Raw genomic sequence first — 16,892 nt, forward strand, 5'->3', positions numbered from 1 at the left:
GATGCAGCCCTCTCTCCCTGTGTACGCTAATATTTTTTTGCAGGGTTAGCGGTTCATTTGCCTTGAAAGCTCATCGATCTGAAAATTGTGCGAGCTTTCTGTAATTATGCTCGGGATGAGGCTTCAAATGTAGGACGACCATCTAGACGCGTGACACTCGGCTCGCTTTTCGCGGACATTGGTCGTGACGCCGAAACGTCAAACAGTGATGTCGAAGCGCTGCAACAACAGCGCGACACGGCAACAGCAGTGCCGATGACGTTTCGGGATTGCCTCAATGCCATCGAGAAAGCGTCAGACAATTCTACACGATCGCCTTGAAGGTGATGTTCTACCGATCTTTGACGGGCGCATTCTGCCCTTTAATGTAGGCACCTCCCAATTCTACGAGAACCTGATGGCCAGTGCCCGAACATCCGGAAAGGCGATTGGGAAGGCTGATGAATACATTGCCGCTACAGCTACACAGAACGATCTCGCGATTGCAACGTGAGATACAAGCCTATTTGAAGCAGCCGGATTAAGAGTAATCAATCCTTGGGCCGCCTGAGCCTTTACATTTGCAGGTCTCTGGTTCGAGATCTCATCAAGATCTTAAATCCATTCTGATTTGGTCAGGCGATCTCCGGTGTTTTCATTCATGGCGAAGGGGAGCCATATCCGAAGTAAGTTTTGTGTACTGGTGTCGAAGCTGACAATGTCCCTCGGTTCCCGGGAGTTGGAGCCCCGACTACATAAGCTGTGGTACGTTGCGGGTGTTGAAAAATGCTTTACCCTGCGTCTTCGAAAAGCCAGAAAACGGGTTAGCTGTAATGAAGTTTTTTGTGACGACAGAACTAGGGAAGGGCAGTAGGGATTTGCTCGGTGACAAGCATAGCCCGAAATTGGTCATGCGAAATATAACGATTATTGCCAGTGCCATCGTTTTCACGTGTTCGGTTCCTGCAAAGGCTGATCGACTTGTTTGTTCCGAGTCTGAGCATGCGCGTTACATGACAGTGGTCGGCGAGGTCGGCGAAATGGGTATCGACCTCAATCCTCTGGGGCAGGATCGTGCAACTTTTGAGAGGTTGACCGCAGCATATGAAAAAATCGACCCGAAGGGACCGGAGACGGCACTTTTCGTTGCGCATGTTCCCACCGGTCAATTTTACAGTCAGGCATGTGCGGACGAGCGCTGCACGATGGTAGAAATGTCAGCGCCAGAGCAAGCATGCCTCATCGAGCATATGAATCAGTGCAGCTACGTTGCACTCCGCTTCCGTGGCGAGGAGTTCTGCTTACTTCGTTCGCCGAAAGATTAGGTGCCAAAATGGTCTTTTGGCACCACTCCCGAGTCACACTATTGCGTATTCAGGCGGCCCACTGTCCCCGCAGAACGCTGTCCGAGCCTTGTCCACCACGCAAGTCGAACTGTGCCAGCAACTGGTTGAGGGCAGCAGCTTCTCGAGCAAGGCTGTGGCTCGCCGCAGTCGACTGCTCGACCATGGCTGCGTTCTGCTGAGTGCCATGGTCCATCACGTTAACAGCGGTGTTTATCTCCTGCAGCCCCGTAGACTGCTCGCGGGAAGATTCAACGATCGCATTGACATGACGGCTTATTTCCCGGACCTCGTCGACAATGGTGTCAAGCGAGTTGCCTGTCTGCTTCACCAGGCTGACCCCAGTCTGAACTTGCGAACCGGAAGCCGCGATCAGGGTCTTGATCTCCTTTGCGGCTGTCGCTGAACGTTGCGCGAGTTCGCGAACTTCCTGCGCAACGACTGCAAACCCTTTCCCGGCTTCACCGGCACGAGCAGCTTCAACACCAGCATTCAAGGCCAGCAGGTTGGTCTGGAACGCGATCTCGTCAATAACTGAGATGATGTTGCCCATTTCACCTGCGGATTTCTCGATCGCCATCATGGCCTGTACCGCGTCTTGCATCAACTCGCCCGAACGTTCGACGCCGCTTCGCGCTTTCTCAACCAGTTTGCCTGCATCGTCAGCGCGTTTGGCTGAGTCCCTTACTGTTGTTGTAATCTGCTCCAGCGCTGCAGCGGTTTCCTCGACAGATGCAGCCTGCTGTTCCGTCCGTCTCGACAGATCGTCAGCGGCAGATCTGATCTCATTTGCACCAGCATCGATGCCAGCCGCATTCTGTCCAACGGATTTCAGAACCGAGTGGAGTTTTTCGACAGATCCGTTGAAGTTAGAGCGAAGCTCGTCAAGCGTGCCGGTGAATGGAGTGCGGATCCGGTGAGAGACGTTCCCATTTGCCAGAGCTTCCAGACCCCCGCGAAGCGAATCGACGGCAAACTTCGTGTTCGCTGCATCTTCTGCTTTCTGCTTTTCCCGTTCCAGTCTCTCGCTTTCAGACAGTGCACGGTCAGCATCGGTCTGTTTTTCAAGACGATCCTTTTCAATTGCGTTGTCACGGAAGACTGCGACTGCCGACGCCATGCTGCCGAGCTCATCACGTCGATCGGCACCTGGAACGACCTCATCGACCTTTCCAGAAGCAAGAGACATCATGCGTGAACGCAGACGCTCGATCGGAGACGTGATTTCGCGTTTCGTAACAAACACGGCCAATAAAAGCGTAAGCGAAAATACCCCGGCGAGGGTGAGAAGGGTATAAAGGATAGTGTCGCTCGTCTTTTCGGAGAGTTCTGCGGACCTGGTCTTGATGCCATCGCTGGCACCATTGATCCACGTTCTCATCTCACCGATCGTCTTGGCAGCCTTCTCGTCAGCCTGAACAAGTAGCGCTTTCGCTTCCGCATCGCGATTGGCCGATCCTGCCGCTACCGCCTTGTCGGTGATCTCGATAATGGATTCAGCCTGAGACTGGAGGCTGCCGAGTGCCTGGCTTTCTTCTGGCAACAGCTTTTCGGCATTATCGATCAGTTCGTTAAGTCTCGTCTTGCTTGCAGCGTAGTCATCCGTCGCTCTCTTCATTCCTGCTGTACCAGCGTCGTAAAGGAAGACTTGGTACGCATCATAGACGATTGCGACCAGGCGCTGGCTGGCGATCGCCATATCGATCTCCGCGTTGCCGTCATTGGCGATGAAGTCGGAGTACTCAGTGTCGGCAGATTTAAAGTTGCTGGACACATAGAGAGCCCCTCCAATGCCGATCAGGCATGTGGGAAGGACCAGAGACAGGACTTTCGTCCTGATCCGGAGGTTTTGCATGAGTGACATGGTGACACTTCCATGAACAGAGGTCGGAGACATAAAAAGGGGTGAACATCATCGTCCGCGTTTCAGAGCGGCTTCTGCCGTTCGCGCCTCTACCCCAAGATTATGTAGGATAATATTCGCTTAAAACATTAAAGTGTTGTTAAGCTTATTTTGGGTTGAACTAGATGCTTTAGGCGATGTTCAAAACAACTCTAAATAAGCATTCCCCGCTTATCTTTACTTAGGAGTTGGTTTTACGTTTTTCGGTGCAGATGTTCGCCTCGGCGAGATATTTTCTCGAGGGATGATATCGGTTCCGATCAGCGGCAACTACCGGATAATCGTCATAGCCTCTCCCAATACCTCCAAAACGAGGCCCACTACTCGTTCGCGGCAGTCGAATCCTGCGACCCAATCCGGATTGAAATCCTCCCGAAGACGCGTAGCGGCACCAGGAGGTCTGGTCTTAGCTGTTATTTCGGTAGCGCGAAGGCTACGACGTAGTCGCCCGTCTTCCTGCTGGCACCTGTTCCGCCGGCACTGATGAGTACGAACTGGCGACCGCTCTGCGGCGAGACGTAGGTCATCGGCGTAGTCTCGGCCCCGACCGGCAGGCGGCCTTTCCACAATTCCCGGCCGGTGCGGACATCGATCGCACGCAAATAATAGTCCTGGGTGCCCGCCATAAAGATGATGCCGCTGGAGGTGGTCACCGGGCCGCCGCGCGTCGGCATGCCGATAGGGATGGGCAGCTGCGTCGGTACATTGAGCGGTCCAAGGTCCTCGGCCGTCCCCATCGGCATCTGCCAGGCGATCTTGCGGGTTGCAAGGTCGATGGCAGTCAGGGTGCCGAATGGCGGTGCCTGGCAGGGCGTTCCGAGCACCGAGACGAACGTGCCCTGCTCAACGCCCCACGGTGTGCCTGCCTGCCTGCCGCCAGTGCCTTCAGAACCTGGACCGCTATGGGTGGCGTCAAAGTCGGCGCGGGGAACAAGGCGGCTTGTCACACCGGTGCGGATATCATTGACGATTAGATAGCCAAGGTTTTCCGCGATCGATACGGAGCCCCAGTTCATACCGCCGAACCAACCGGGGAAATGAAGGGTCGCCTTTTCGCTCGGCGGGGTGAACGGCCCTTCATATCGCAGTTTGCGAAAGGCGATGCGGCATGCCAATTGGTCAAGCGGCGTCATGCCCCACATGCGTGACTCGCTCAGATGCTCGACGCCGATGGTGGGCATGCCGACGGAAAATGGCTGCGTCGGCGATGTGTGATCATCGGCAACGCCACCTTGCGGAACTGGCCGCTCCTGAACGTCAGCGATTGGGGTTCCGGTCCGCCGATCGAGCATGAATATCTGGCCGGTTTTGGTCGTCTGGATCAAGGCCGGAATGGTACCGCCCTTGCCATTGGGGACGTCATATAGCGCCGGCTGAGAGGGCACGTCGAAGTCCCAGATATCGTGATGGACGGTTTGGAAACGCCAGCGCTCACGGCCTGTGGCCAGATCCAGCGCAACGACGGAGGACGAATAGCGATCGTCTGCTTCAGTGCGGTGACCACCCCAGAAATCAGGTGTCGCATTGCCGGTCGGCAGATACACGAGGCCTAGCGCATCATCGAAAGCCGGTGTCGACCAGACGTTCGGCGTGCCACGCGAATATTCTTCGCCTGCCGGCGGCAGTCCGGTGATGTGCGGATTGCCAAGATCCCAAGCCCAGACAAGTGCACCGGTTCGCACGTCAAATGCACGCACGACACCGGACGGCTCGCCGACTTCCGCATTGTCCCAGACAAGGCCACCCACGATGATCAGGTTACGGGCTATCGTCGGCGCGGCAGTGGGGAAATAGAACCCCGGCTTGATGTTGCCCATGCCGGTGCCCAAGTTGACGACGCCGTCATCGCCAAAGTCCGTGCATGGCGCGCCCGTAGTGGCATCGAGAGCGACAATGCGCGCATCCACCGTAGTCGAGATGATACGGCGGGTGCAGAGCGCCAGATTGGGGCCTGCCGAAAACTCCGTGCCCGCCGGCGAGGCATCGTGGTACCCCACACCGCGGCAACGCGGGCGGTTGTTGCCGGTGGCTTTCGCATCAAAACGCCAGCGTTCCTGGCCCGTCTCCGGGTCAAGCGCAAAAATCGCATTGGACTGCGTACAGCCGTAAAGCAGACCATTAACAAAGAGCGGGGTAGTCACAAATCCTTCGCCCTTGTCCGGATTGGGAGTTTCACCGGTCCGGTAGGTCCAGGCCTCTTGCAGGCCGGAAACATTGTACGGCGTAATCTGATCAATCGGTGCATAGCGCGTACCGGATGGTGTTCGGCCCCAGTATGGCCAGTCAGTGCCCGCTATGGGTGCGACGGCAGCACCGGGGAGGGGCTGCGGCGCGTTGTCGGCAGTGATGATCGGATGAGGCTGGAACGCCGAATACGCGGTCGCGATCAGAGCGAGCAAGATAGCGGTAGCCACCCCGTAAGACGGAGCCTCAAGTCGTCGGGGGCTGTGGCGATGCAGGGCAGGTGTCACCAGAAGGACCGGCAGTGCGATGATAGCCGGGGCAAAAAGCCGCGACACAAGCGGCCAAAAGTCGAAACCAACTTCCCATATGGCCCACGCGATTGTGGCGGCAAACACGATAAGAAAAACCACCGGGCCAGCAGATCGCCGTCTGACAATGAGATAGCCAGAAACAATGAGTGCCACGCCGGTAAAACCGAAATACCACGATCCTCCAAGAGTGATCAGGTATAGGCCGCCAATCGCCATAATTAGGCCAATTGCGATGATGAGAAGGCCAAGGGCTGCAAGCGCAAGCGCTCCAGTCCGCGATGCAACTGAATGAGAAATTAGTCTTCTCCCCGTAAATAAAGCGAATGAGGCGCTGTGCCCCGGATGCACTTAGGTTATCAGGGGGAATGCGACCCTACTATTTCTTCATTCATGCACACACATATGAGTGGCACGCATAAATTCAAAGGCTGGCCGCGAAACCAAACTTCCTACCCATTCGTCAATGACAACGCGTCCACCGGCTCATCAAAAATGGAGGGCTACTCCGAAGATCAGTCGGGGATTTAGGTTGCGGTGTAAGTGGCAAGCGGCGAGCGCGTGCTCTACCGGAGCTCGCTGCTGAAAACTGCTTGCTAGCAGTAGCTTATGAGAACGTTGGCACAGGTACAGTGGCTCGAACTCTTCCAAGCGAGCCATCACCAGCCGCCTCGACGCACGCAGTTGCCAGATGTCTACTTGGTTGATTCCGTTTGTCTTTTGTTATCCAGGTGAGGCGCATTGGAGTGGAAAACCAGCGCTGCAACATGTCCGAACATAACATCATCCAAATACACAGCCAGATGAAGTCGAACACGCACAAAAGTGCACAAAACTAAACACAGCGCTGCACCGGTCCGGGCTATGTTTCCTCACCAGCGATGAGGAAGACCGCAACATGCTCCAAGCTCGAAATCCTTTAAAAATTCTTGTCTTTCTACCACAGGCCGCCGGAGCTACGATCGTTTCCAAACTCGCAGAGCATGGATACGAGTCGGTGATGGTATCGACGGTGCCCGAAGCATTCGACGCGCTCCGCTCCGACCAGTTCGTATTTGCCATCACGACGCGACCTGACATTGACGTGCTGCGCAATATTCGCGCCATCCCGGTCATTAATCTGGAAGTGTTCTTCCATGCCGGTATCCTCAGACATGGGAGCGAGGTCAACTCGAAGCTGTTCGACAGCAACGCCTTCTTCGAAAGGGTGAAGTTTCTCGCACAGTCTACAGCCCCACGGATGGACGTCGAGAGTGATCGTGCGGGATTACCGAAGATGCAGCGGAACGCACGTTGGTGGGTCATCGCGGCAAATGCTCTGCGCCAGAGACGGTTCATCAGACGGGAGACGAACGTTCAGTCATGAGGCGAGATATGTCGTTCCGCCCGAATATTGCTCGCGAAGTTGGCTTTCCGGCCGACTCGGAGGGATGTCATGCGGCAGACCATAGAGCTAAGGGCAAGCCGCGGCGCTCGGGGTATTCTCACGTAACGCAGATTGTCGCTCCAAGACAGGAACAGTCATTTTTGGGAGGACGTTTGATGATGTTGTGGTTGATCAATGCTGCATCGTTCAGCGGTTACATCATCCTCGCATTCTTCATTCTTGTTGCAGCGGCACGGTTCGCCAAGCACAAATGTCTCGCACTGGCAGAGAGATTGCCTCGGCGATCGCATTCCAGACGTCATCTAATCGCCTGGGTGTCTGCGGCGTTTTTCTCTTTGTTGACAATCAGAGCCTGTTACATCGCCGCTGTCATTGTCGATGCCCGGTTTCGATAAGACCCACTCCGATCTACGGTATTGGAACGTTAGCTAACCAGATTTATATGCAAAGAGCGCCGCAACATCTTGCAACATTTCCGAATAAAGTTTTGCACGAGATGGGATAGAGGTAGAATGAAGTGCGGCACGGTGCCGCATCTCGCTCACCGCAACACACGGGATAGACCCGGCAAGAGTTTTTATGGCGATGTCTCCGCAGCAGCCGGGCAACAATTCAACGATTCGAATGGTAACCCCAACCCAGGCACGGGTTCTGGTCGTTGAGGACGACCGAGATATTGCCGATATGCTGGTCGATCTGGTCAAAAGTAACGGTTTTGAGGCAGCTTCGGTCGCAAACGCGGTCGAAATGGACAGGATGCTTGCCCGTCACAGCTTTGATCTGATCCTTCTCGACGGCATGTTGCCCGGCGAGGACGGCTTCAGCATCTGTAGAAGGCTGAGGTCCTCCGGAAAAACGCCGATCCTGATGCTGACGGCCCTGCGCGAAGATATCGACCGCATCCTTGGTTTGGAACTGGGTGCTGATGACTATGTTACAAAGCCATTCAATTCGCGCGAGCTGATAGCGCGTATTAAAAACATCCTGCGCAGGGCGTCCGATCACAGTGAGCCGGAGCCTGAACTTGAACCGATGACGTTCTCAGGATGGCGGATTGATCCGAAGAGCCGCCAGCTGTTCGACCCTGAAGGAGCCCAGGTTTCCATGACAACAGCGGAGTTCGATCTGCTTTGGGCCTTTTGCTGCCACCCAAACAAGATACTGACACGTGAGCAACTCCTGGCGATGACTCACGCTGGCTCAGCGGGCCCTATCGAAAGAAGTATCGATGCCCATATCAGCCGCGTCCGACAGAAAATTGAGCCCAATCTGAAGGACCCGACATACATCAAGACCGTCCGGCTTGGAGGATACCTATTTGCCTCCAAGGTAGAGCGCCTTCTATGAGGGGCCTCCGCACAGCCTCTATCCGCAAACAGCTTTTTTTCCTCGCGATCCTGCTGGTCGTTCTTGTCTCAACAGTTGCGGCCACGACGGAGCCGTTCATCTATGGACGCCATGACAAGGGAATCGAGATCGGTTTGTACGCCGGACGCATCGAAACGATACTTGAGCAGTTTGCGCGTGGACGGACGCCGAGTGAGGAAGACGCAGCACTTCAATACGCTGGTCGGTTGGGTGTTCCGACCCAGCGTGCAACGCCCTCCCAAGCGTCCATTTCTTATAGAGCCGGCACACCAAACCCGGAGATTTTGACGCGGGTCAAAGACCTCATCAACGATGGAATTCTGACATCGATCCGTTCCGCGATCTGGGGCAATGACGGACCGTCGGTGCTCACTGTCAAAGTTGGTGAGACGAGGGCCCTAGCTTTCGCCATGCCGCAGTTCCCGACCAGTGTCTGGCTGGCGCCTGCCATGGCAAGCGGGCTTCTCAAAATCGTCATACCGCTTATACTTCTTGCCTATCTCGGCAGTTGGCTGATCACGGAGCCCCTTGTGCGGTTTGCGGCCGCAGCACAGCGCGTCAGCATGGACGATCACTCTGAGGAACCATTCAAAGCGGAAGGTGCATCCGAGATCCGGAGTTTGGCAGCGTCACTCAACGTCATGCAAGGCCGGATTCAGACGATGTTGCGAGAGCGGACGAGGGTGCTGCGAGCGATCAGCCACGACCTCAGAACACCGCTTACCCGCTTGCGCATGCGTATTGATCGATCAAACGAAACGGCGCTGAAAGAGATGATGCTGGCTGACATCACAATGCTGTCCTCGCTGATCGACGCCAGCCTCAGTTTTCTGGACAACAAATTCGAGCCCGCCCGAAAGGTGGACCTGTCAAGTTTTCTTCAAACGATCTCGGACGATTTCGCAGATACTGGCGTTAACATCCGCTTTATTGGCCCTAGGCGTCTGACATATATGTGCATGCCACAGGGGCTGACGCGGGCAATGTCAAATCTGGTGGACAATGCGTCCCGCTACGCCCAGCATATCGAGATCGAATTGGAAGACCACGGTGACGCGGTCATTATCAAAGTTTCCGATGATGGTCCTGGTCTGCCTGATGACCTGAAGCAGAGGGTTCTTGAGCCTTTTTTCAAGGTTGATGAATCCCGGCAAACAGGCGCAAAAAGCGGCGGTTTCGGTTTGGGGCTTTCGATTGCCCAAGGGGTTGTAGCGATAGGTCATAAGGGCCTTTTTACGCTATTGGATCGTCAGCCAAATGGCCTTGTCGTAGAAATGATCCTGCCGAAGGGCGAAGCCGTTCAGCGCGAAAAAATAACCGACCACGCGTCAGGTGTTTAAGGTTTTCATGGCGCGAACATTTCCTAACATCATTTAAAACACAGTAACGCTCCCTTCGGCTATCGCTCATCCAGCCACACTCGCCGCACGGCGCTAACCCCGGCTGGAGCCAAATCTTTGAAAATACTTTTGAAAGCTAGCGCCTGCCTCATCGTTAGCGGCACTCTTGCCAGTTGCACAACGGCGGATCCAACTGCTTATGCCGGTCTTTCATCCGCCCAGCACCTGAAACCCGATCCGAGTGACCGCAGCGGCCGCATTCTCTACCGGTACAACAGCGGCACCAACTGGCGGCAGTACGACAAGATCATTGTCGATCCGGTCACCATCTATCGCGGTCAGGACAACCAGTTCGTCAAGATCAGCGAGCAGGACAAGAATACACTTGCTACCTACATGCAGTCCCAGTTCACGCAGAAACTGCGAACACGGTTTTCCGTTGTCAATTCATCTGCGCCAGGCACTTTAAGGATCCATCTGACGCTCACCGGAGCAAAGACGACCACGCCCGTGCTCGGCCCTTTCTCGCATCTCGACGTCGGAGGTGGTGTCTACAATGCCGTGCAGGCAGCACGCGACAAGGAAGGGTCGATGACTGGATCCGTGGCCTACGCAGTCGAGATTTACGACGCCACGAGCAACACGTTGTTGTCGGCTTATGTCACCAAGCAGTACCCGAACGCGATGAACGTCGGCGCAAGCTTTGGAGCTCTCAAGGCCTCGCAGGTGGCGATCGATAAGGGAGCCGATGCTCTGCTTGCGCAGTTGCGCCAGTGAGCGGACGCAACATTTTGCAACAACAAACGACACACAGCAACAGCAGCTCGGTGCATCATGTTGGCATAGTTTTCGTTCGTCGCACGCGCAATGATCGCACTCGGTCCCGGGTCAATCCGTGCGGCGCTCAATCCAAGGAAGAGTTTCGTGAGACGCTACATCATCGTTTTCAGTGCGGCTGCTGCTTTAAGCGCTACCGCCGCCCTCCCGGCCTTCCCGCAGGTGGTTATCCATGACGGCCAGCCTTCAGATACCTACGCGTTCGACGGTAATACGGAAGCCAACTTTCTGCATTCGTGGAATCGCCTCCATAACGATCAGAACCATTGGTCAAGGGAACGGTCGAGCTTTGGACCGAACGACGTCATCACCTTGCTTGAAGATCGGGGCTACAGGGTCAGGAGCGTTCAGGATGTCGGCGAGCGTTATTTGGTGAACGCAAGCCGGAGCGGCGACGATCTCCTCGTAAGCGTGTCGCGGTATGGCGATATCATGGGTGTCGTTCACGAGCGGTACTGAGCCATGACGAAGCAGTTCTGCAATTCCAACCTATTTCGAGCTCTGCTCCAATAGTTGGGTCGTACAGGCTCTGCCTGCCATCTTTAATTGCCAAAGAAAGGCATCCAATGTCCAGCTATCACGAAGACGATATCATTTCCCCACGCGAAACATCCAATGCCGGTGTAGTCCGAGCAGAGCGCGTGTGGCAGCATCGCCATGATCTTGAAATACAGCCGATACCAAAGCCGCGCTTCAATCGTTTGACATCACTTGCATTGGGGGTAAGCAGCCTTGTTCTCGGTACAATCTGCATGTTCGCCTACAGCGATCTTGGGCCAACACATGTCACTGTTCCGGAGAAGGCCATGGTCTCGTATCCTGGCGGTCCGGAAACAGTGAGCGTTCCAACGGCACTGCGGGACATTGTCGATGCCGCGCCATTACTGAAGCCGGTCAGCAAAACGCAATTCGCCTCACAACCATACACTGTCATTCCAACCAAACGTCCGGTCATTGAACCCGTCAAATCGGGTCGGGTCGAGAAGGTCAATTACGCGGCAGCGATAAAGAATTCGATCCAGGTTACCCGCTACGATCGATGCGACCCGGCTTGCGACACCCGAGGTCCCTTGGTTGTCGGCTCGATCTCACCCGGGGGTCACGCAATGCCGTCCGGTATTGCCGCAGAAAAGACAGACGCCGGACGTCCGAGCCAAGCCGTGGAAATCGGAGCGGCTGTGGTGAACGGCGCGGGATTTGTGCTCGTTCAGACTGCGGCTTTGCCGTTCACGACGCTGAAATTTGGTCGAGATGCGGCGCGGGGAATGGCGAAGCTGGATTGATGGTGGCTGGCACCGCTCGGTGCAGCAAAGCTGCGGCGGCAGTAATTTTCCATAAAGAACCAGCGAGGATGAGACATGCCGACATTGAAAGCGAAGGTAGCCGTTAGTCTATGGGTGATCGTTCTACCGATACTTTCCGGCTGCGTAAGTGACGACTACCCCTACGATCAATCATCGGAATACTCTCGTAATTATTACGGCACGCCCGAGCAGCGTGATCGTGCCCGGGAAGCATGGCAGCGACAGCAGGCGCGGCGGGACGAAAATCGTCGTCAAGACGAAGCAGCGTATCGAGAAGCCCAAGATCACCGCCGGTTCTGCAGGAATGCTCCATCGTCAGTGTTTTGCAGAAACGACTGACGAGCATTGGGGATTGTCTGCCGGGCCGCCTTGCGCTTGGGTGGCACTCGCGTCTTTGACAGTAGTTGTTTAACGCAGCACGCGGCTGTAGTGCGTAGGCAAGTGTTGTAGGGCAACCACAGCGCAGTCAGGCATTGCAGTGAGATCGCCCTCCAGCATCTCTGCCCACAGTGTAATCTAATCAAACACTCCGCCTCGATACGGCCTGATTTCGACAACTCAAGGCGATCTGAGACGTCCATAAGTGCCCCACATAGGAGATCATCATGTTCGATGGTGAATTGACAGTTCAAGACGTTCTAAAAGACCCGCTGATCCGTCAGATGATGCATGCCGACGGCATATCCGTCGATCAGTTAGGGCGCTTGTTGACTGAAGCCAGCCAGCAACTGCTGGCCAACATTAGTCGAGAGCGCATGGCGACCCGTCATGGACGCTGCTGAAATACGACAACTCGATAGGCACCGCAGGCGATCGAAATTCCGCATCGCAACAAAACATAATCTGAAAAGACACTCTGCAACATGCCTCTGAACCATAGTGGGCTGCATAAGCAGGCCGAGCACGAGGCGATCCTGCTTCGAAACACAACACAGGAACGATCCCATGAAACTCAGACTTCTGGCCTTCGCAGCACTTGCGCTTTCTTCTGCAACACCGGTTCTTGCAGCCGATCTAGTCTATGAGCAGCCCTCGCCTCCAAGCGAGCCGCAGGTCTCTTCTGCTTACGATTGGTCTGGCTTCTATCTCGGCGCCCAGGGTGGATATAATTGGAACCAAGCAACGATTTTCGGCTCCGACGTGGATCTCGACAGCGGGTCGGCGGGTCTGCATGCCGGCTACAATTTCCAGCATGGAAACATCGTTTTCGGTATCGAGAACGACTTCAACTACAATTTTGAGAAGACCAACAACGCAACTGTCGAATGGGATGCGTCTGGCCGCGGCCGCGTTGGTTATGCATGGGATCGCACTCTGTTTTTTGCCACCGCAGGTGTTGCAGCGGCAGGCGTCAAGGTCGATATTGCTGGTGCGGACAAGAAGGACGACATTCTGATCGGATGGACTGCTGGTGGCGGTGTCGAGCACGCCCTCACCGATAATATCCTGGTTCGTGGTGAGTATCGGTACTCGGACTTCGGCAACAAAGACTTCGGCTCATCGATCGGTGAGTTTGGCGCAACACAGCATAAGGTTCTCGTAGGCGCCAGCTACAAGTTCTAGTGAACTCGGCATTCCATTTCGCCCGGCCTTCGGTGGGCGGAATTGGGTCTGTTGTTATCTCCCCTATGCATCAGCTTATAGGGGAGATCTAATGCTTGACGTTCGCGTTCAGACACAACTTGCTCGCCCAAAGGGGACGCAGTCAGGCTACGCCTAGTGAGAAACTTGGCCATAGCGGTCAGTTGGTCATCGCATTTCAGCCGCGTGCTGTTAGCGTGCGTCCTATCATGGCGTTCGGTTATGTTTTTTTCCAGATTTGATCAACGTTGCGCATATAAGGGATCCAAAGCCGCTGGCAGCAATCACAGCTCCCATGGGCCACGGGGTGCCATCTGCGAAGGAACCCGATATCGCGGATCCTATCACGCCACTGCCGTACTGGATTGCACCCATGAACGCCGATACCGCCCCAGCCCTCATCGGGAAATCGGTCATCGCTCCGGAAATCGAATTTGCGCTGATGAGGCCGTTCATCGCGACAAACAGCCAGAGACCCGCAGCCATCGAATAGACGCCCCCGAAGTCCGTTGCGGTCACGAACGCCAGTAGGGAGCCTGCAAGAGCAGCGCCGATCGTCCCTGCTTTCAACATCCGATCGCTGCCATAGCGCACCACCAGACGGGCGTTGACGACGTTCATCCCCATCAGGCCGATGGTCGCTGCGGCAAAGGCCAACCCGAACGCCTGTGGCGAGAGACGGTGGTAGTCGATATAGGCGAATGACGAACCAGAGATATTGGCGAAGATCCCGGCATAGAAGAACCCTAGCGCCCCGGCATAGGCGAGTAGACGTTTATCCAGGAGCAGCGATCCATAGGCTTTGAAGGCTTTTGTCACCGTCTGCGGATTGCGACGCTCCGCAGGAAGCGTCTCCGGTATGGTGAACAGAGCGACTAGCGTCGCGAAGCCGATCGCGACCAGCAACCAAAAGATCGCCTGCCAATCCGCTACCCTCAGGATGAGCCCACCGACACTTGGTCCGAGCAAGGGCGCGATTGCCGTGACGCTCGCGAGTGTCGACAGAAACTTTGCCGCGCGGTCGCGCTGGTAGAGATCACGCACCATCGCCCGGGCAAGCACGACACTGACGCAGGCACCTACCGCCTGCAGGAGCCGGAAGGCAATCAGTTGCGTGACGGTGGTCGAGAGGGCGCAGCCCGCGCATCCGGCCATGAAAAGCACGAGACCCACGGCAACCGGAATGCGCCGTCCGAACCGATCGGAGATCGGTCCCCAAAAGAGTTGCCCTATGCTGAACCCAACGAGGTATCCCGAGACGGTATATTGGAGAGTGCCCTGGCTGGTCTGCAGCGCGGCACTCATCCATGGCATGGCCGGAAGGTAAAGGTCAGTGGAGATCGACGCGAAGGCCAGGAGCGTGCCAAGCACGATCATTAGCCAGACCTCGGACACCATGGCGGCCGGAGGTGGATCCGTCTGGGTTGCGTCGATCTCTCGTGTCATCGGATCGTATCCTCGTTCCCGCTCACCGAACCGTGTAGCCGCCGTCGACGGGCAGCGCGTGCCCAATCACAAATGTCGAGGCTGGGCTGGAGAGCCACAGCACGGCATCGGCGATTTCCTCGGCCGTACCGAGGCGGCCGATCGGAACATCCTTCATCATCACGTCCATTGCTTCCGGCTGCGTCTCAAGCATTTCGGTGACCATCGGCGTCGAAATGATGCCTGGGCAAACCGCGTTGATGCGGATGCCTTTCGGGGCGTATTCGAGACCAGCACTCCTCGTCAGGCCAACGACGCCGTGCTTGGAGGCGTGATAGATACCGCGCTCGGCAATACCGATGAGGCCCCCGAGCGAAGAGTTGTTGACGATCGTGCCGCTCCCCTGTTCGCGCATGTGCAGCAGCTCGTACTTCATGCAGTTCCAGATGCCGCGCAGGTTCACGCCCATAACGAAGTCGTAGTCGGAAGCTTCGGCCAGCGCGGTCTCCGCCACGGGGCTCTGGACGCCTGCGTTGTTGAAGGCTGCGTCGAGACCGCCGAAGGTGGCGATCGTCTCGCTAACCATCGCCTCGACCTCTTCCATGTTCGCGACGTCGCAGCGGATACCGATGGCACGATGGCCTTCCGCAACCAGTTCTGCGGCCGCATCCTTGACCGCGTCTTCGTTGACATCGGCGAAAGCAACCGCTGCGCCTGCTACCGCGAACTTCTTCGCGGTGGCCAGTCCCATGCCGGATGCAGCGCCCGTGACAAGTGCCACCTTGTTCTGAAAATCGAATGTCATTCCTGGTTTTCCTGTCGTATCGATGTGTTGGTCGGACTATGGCGTCCGGGTCAGTTTCAGCAGCCGATCCTGCGATGGGCCTTCCGCCCGCGGGGATCGGTTCGTGGTGATGAGGTAGATGTCGCGGCCAACGGGCTGCACGTCGCGAACTCTGTCGCCTGACGTGAAGATCGGCTTGAAGACCTTTGCTCGTTCGTCGAAGGCGTAGAGGCCCTTGCCGACGAGCGTCGCGACAAGCAGGTCATTGCCCGCGAATGCGATGCCGGACGGTGCCAAGGTCTGGTTGCCGGAGTGAATGAGCGGGCGCTCCATCCCCTGACGGTTTTCATTGCCGGAAACGATCGGCCATCCGTAGTTCCCGCCGGGCAGCACCAGATTGATCTCGTCATGGGCGGACTGCCCGTGTTCCGCAACGAACAGCCGACCATCCGCATCCCAGGCGATACCTTGTGGGTTTCGATGCCCGAGGGAATAGACGTAGGAGCCGGGATAGGGATTGTCGGCCGGCACCTTTCCATCTACCGTCATGCGCAGGACCTTGCCCGCAAGGCTCGAGACATCCTGGGGGCGCTGGCGGTTCTCCGTCCATCCGGTCGTCACATACAAATTCCCATCCGGACCGATCCCGACCCTGCCGCCGTTGTAGAGACGGTGGCCGGGAATCCCGTCGATCAGAACCCGTGTTTCCCGCCATGAGTTTCCGTCGAAGCGCGCCTCGATGACTTTGTTCGCAAGATCGCCACCGACCCGATAGGTCTGGTAGAAATAAGCGGTACCGCTTGTGCCGAAGTCCTTCGACAGCGCCATGCCCAACAGACCGCCGCCGCCTTCGCGGGCGATTGCGTCGGATGTCTGGACCGCATGGCGGGTCAGTCGTCCGTCTGCGACCGAGACGACAATGCCCGCGGCCTCGGTGATCCAGATCCGACCGTCAGCCTCCTTTATCTCCCAAGGATAATCCAACCCTTCGGCAACCACTTCGGCTGTCCAGTCCGAGCTGGCTGTGGCGGAAGCAAGCGACTCCGGACGAAGATCCTGAGCCCGAGCTTCCAACGATGTTAGAGCGGTGGCCAGCGCGAGCGCCCCGGTCAATGTCATTGCATGTCTCATCGACGGATCCCCGGTTCA

15 protein-coding genes and 1 pseudogene are annotated in these 16,892 nt (G+C 56.4%); 11 read left to right on the top strand and 5 right to left on the bottom strand.

Annotation, left to right across the window (positions count from 1 at the left end; all coding sequences use genetic code 11):
- Nucleotides 1-259 precede the first annotated feature (259 nt).
- Together RMR21_RS24935 and RMR21_RS24940 are read left to right on the top strand one after the other, a co-directional pair.
- A pseudogene (locus RMR21_RS24935) lies at nt 260-493 on the top strand (PIN domain-containing protein); the annotation flags it as partial.
- 319 nt (nt 494-812) lie between these two features.
- Nucleotides 813-1,304 (top strand): hypothetical protein, encoded by a 492-nt coding sequence (locus RMR21_RS24940; RefSeq protein ID WP_320187930.1) that lies wholly within the window; start codon nt 813-815, stop codon nt 1,302-1,304.
- A gap of 49 nt (nt 1,305-1,353) precedes the next feature.
- On the opposite strand, the gene RMR21_RS24945 is transcribed toward RMR21_RS24940, so the two are convergent.
- Nucleotides 1,354-3,186, bottom strand: coding sequence for a methyl-accepting chemotaxis protein (locus tag RMR21_RS24945; RefSeq protein ID WP_320187931.1), 1,833 nt, complete (start codon nt 3,184-3,186; stop codon nt 1,354-1,356).
- Between the two features lie 452 nt (nt 3,187-3,638).
- Nucleotides 3,639-6,017 (bottom strand): membrane-bound PQQ-dependent dehydrogenase, glucose/quinate/shikimate family, encoded by a 2,379-nt coding sequence (locus tag RMR21_RS24950; RefSeq protein WP_320188013.1) that lies wholly within the window; start codon nt 6,015-6,017, stop codon nt 3,639-3,641.
- A gap of 700 nt (nt 6,018-6,717) precedes the next feature.
- Between RMR21_RS24950 and RMR21_RS24955 the strand changes: the two genes are divergently transcribed.
- The 9 genes from RMR21_RS24955 to RMR21_RS24995 all read left to right on the top strand — a co-directional run bounded on the left by RMR21_RS24955 (nt 6,718) and on the right by RMR21_RS24995 (nt 13,516).
- Complete coding sequence (locus RMR21_RS24955) at nt 6,718-7,083, top strand: hypothetical protein (RefSeq protein WP_498672706.1); 366 nt, start codon at nt 6,718-6,720, stop codon at nt 7,081-7,083.
- A 176-nt stretch (nt 7,084-7,259) separates the two neighbouring features.
- Nucleotides 7,260-7,499, top strand: coding sequence for a hypothetical protein (locus tag RMR21_RS24960; protein WP_320196574.1), 240 nt, complete (start codon nt 7,260-7,262; stop codon nt 7,497-7,499).
- A gap of 229 nt (nt 7,500-7,728) precedes the next feature.
- Nucleotides 7,729-8,451: a response regulator gene (locus RMR21_RS24965; RefSeq protein WP_320188014.1), complete on the top strand. Its 723-nt coding sequence runs from the start codon at nt 7,729-7,731 to the stop codon at nt 8,449-8,451.
- Nucleotides 8,448-9,812: an ATP-binding protein gene (locus tag RMR21_RS24970; protein WP_320187933.1), complete on the top strand. Its 1,365-nt coding sequence runs from the start codon at nt 8,448-8,450 to the stop codon at nt 9,810-9,812. The genes RMR21_RS24965 and RMR21_RS24970 overlap by 4 nt, the downstream gene beginning before the upstream one ends.
- A 117-nt stretch (nt 9,813-9,929) precedes the next feature.
- Nucleotides 9,930-10,589: a DUF3313 domain-containing protein gene (locus tag RMR21_RS24975; RefSeq protein ID WP_320187934.1), complete on the top strand. Its 660-nt coding sequence runs from the start codon at nt 9,930-9,932 to the stop codon at nt 10,587-10,589.
- A gap of 147 nt (nt 10,590-10,736) precedes the next feature.
- Nucleotides 10,737-11,108 carry a hypothetical protein gene (locus RMR21_RS24980; RefSeq protein ID WP_320187935.1) on the top strand — a complete coding sequence of 124 codons (372 nt, stop codon included), beginning with the start codon at nt 10,737-10,739 and terminating at the stop codon, nt 11,106-11,108.
- 107 nt (nt 11,109-11,215) lie between these two features.
- Entirely contained in the window at nt 11,216-11,932 is a 717-nt protein-coding gene (locus RMR21_RS24985) for a hypothetical protein (protein WP_320187936.1), read from the top strand.
- 626 nt (nt 11,933-12,558) lie between these two features.
- On the top strand, nt 12,559-12,735 hold the full coding sequence (locus RMR21_RS24990) for a hypothetical protein (protein WP_320187937.1): 177 nt from the start codon (nt 12,559-12,561) through the stop codon (nt 12,733-12,735).
- Nucleotides 12,736-12,898: 163 nt separating this feature from the next.
- Nucleotides 12,899-13,516 carry an outer membrane protein gene (locus tag RMR21_RS24995; protein ID WP_320187938.1) on the top strand — a complete coding sequence of 206 codons (618 nt, stop codon included), beginning with the start codon at nt 12,899-12,901 and terminating at the stop codon, nt 13,514-13,516.
- A 225-nt stretch (nt 13,517-13,741) separates the two neighbouring features.
- On the opposite strand, the gene RMR21_RS25000 is transcribed toward RMR21_RS24995, so the two are convergent.
- The 3 genes from RMR21_RS25000 to RMR21_RS25010 are packed head-to-tail and all read right to left on the bottom strand — an operon-like array spanning nt 13,742 to nt 16,862.
- On the bottom strand, nt 13,742-14,980 hold the full coding sequence (locus tag RMR21_RS25000) for a multidrug effflux MFS transporter (protein ID WP_320187939.1): 1,239 nt from the start codon (nt 14,978-14,980) through the stop codon (nt 13,742-13,744).
- A 22-nt stretch (nt 14,981-15,002) separates the two neighbouring features.
- A complete protein-coding gene (locus RMR21_RS25005) occupies nt 15,003-15,764 on the bottom strand; it encodes an SDR family NAD(P)-dependent oxidoreductase (protein ID WP_320187940.1) in 762 nt (253 codons plus the stop codon).
- Nucleotides 15,765-15,800: 36 nt separating this feature from the next.
- Nucleotides 15,801-16,862 (bottom strand): PQQ-dependent sugar dehydrogenase, encoded by a 1,062-nt coding sequence (locus RMR21_RS25010; RefSeq protein WP_320188706.1) that lies wholly within the window; start codon nt 16,860-16,862, stop codon nt 15,801-15,803.
- Nucleotides 16,863-16,892: the final 30 nt, after the last annotated feature.

This window comes from Agrobacterium sp. rho-8.1 (assembly GCF_033957725.1).
Lineage (GTDB): Bacteria > Pseudomonadota > Alphaproteobacteria > Rhizobiales > Rhizobiaceae > Agrobacterium.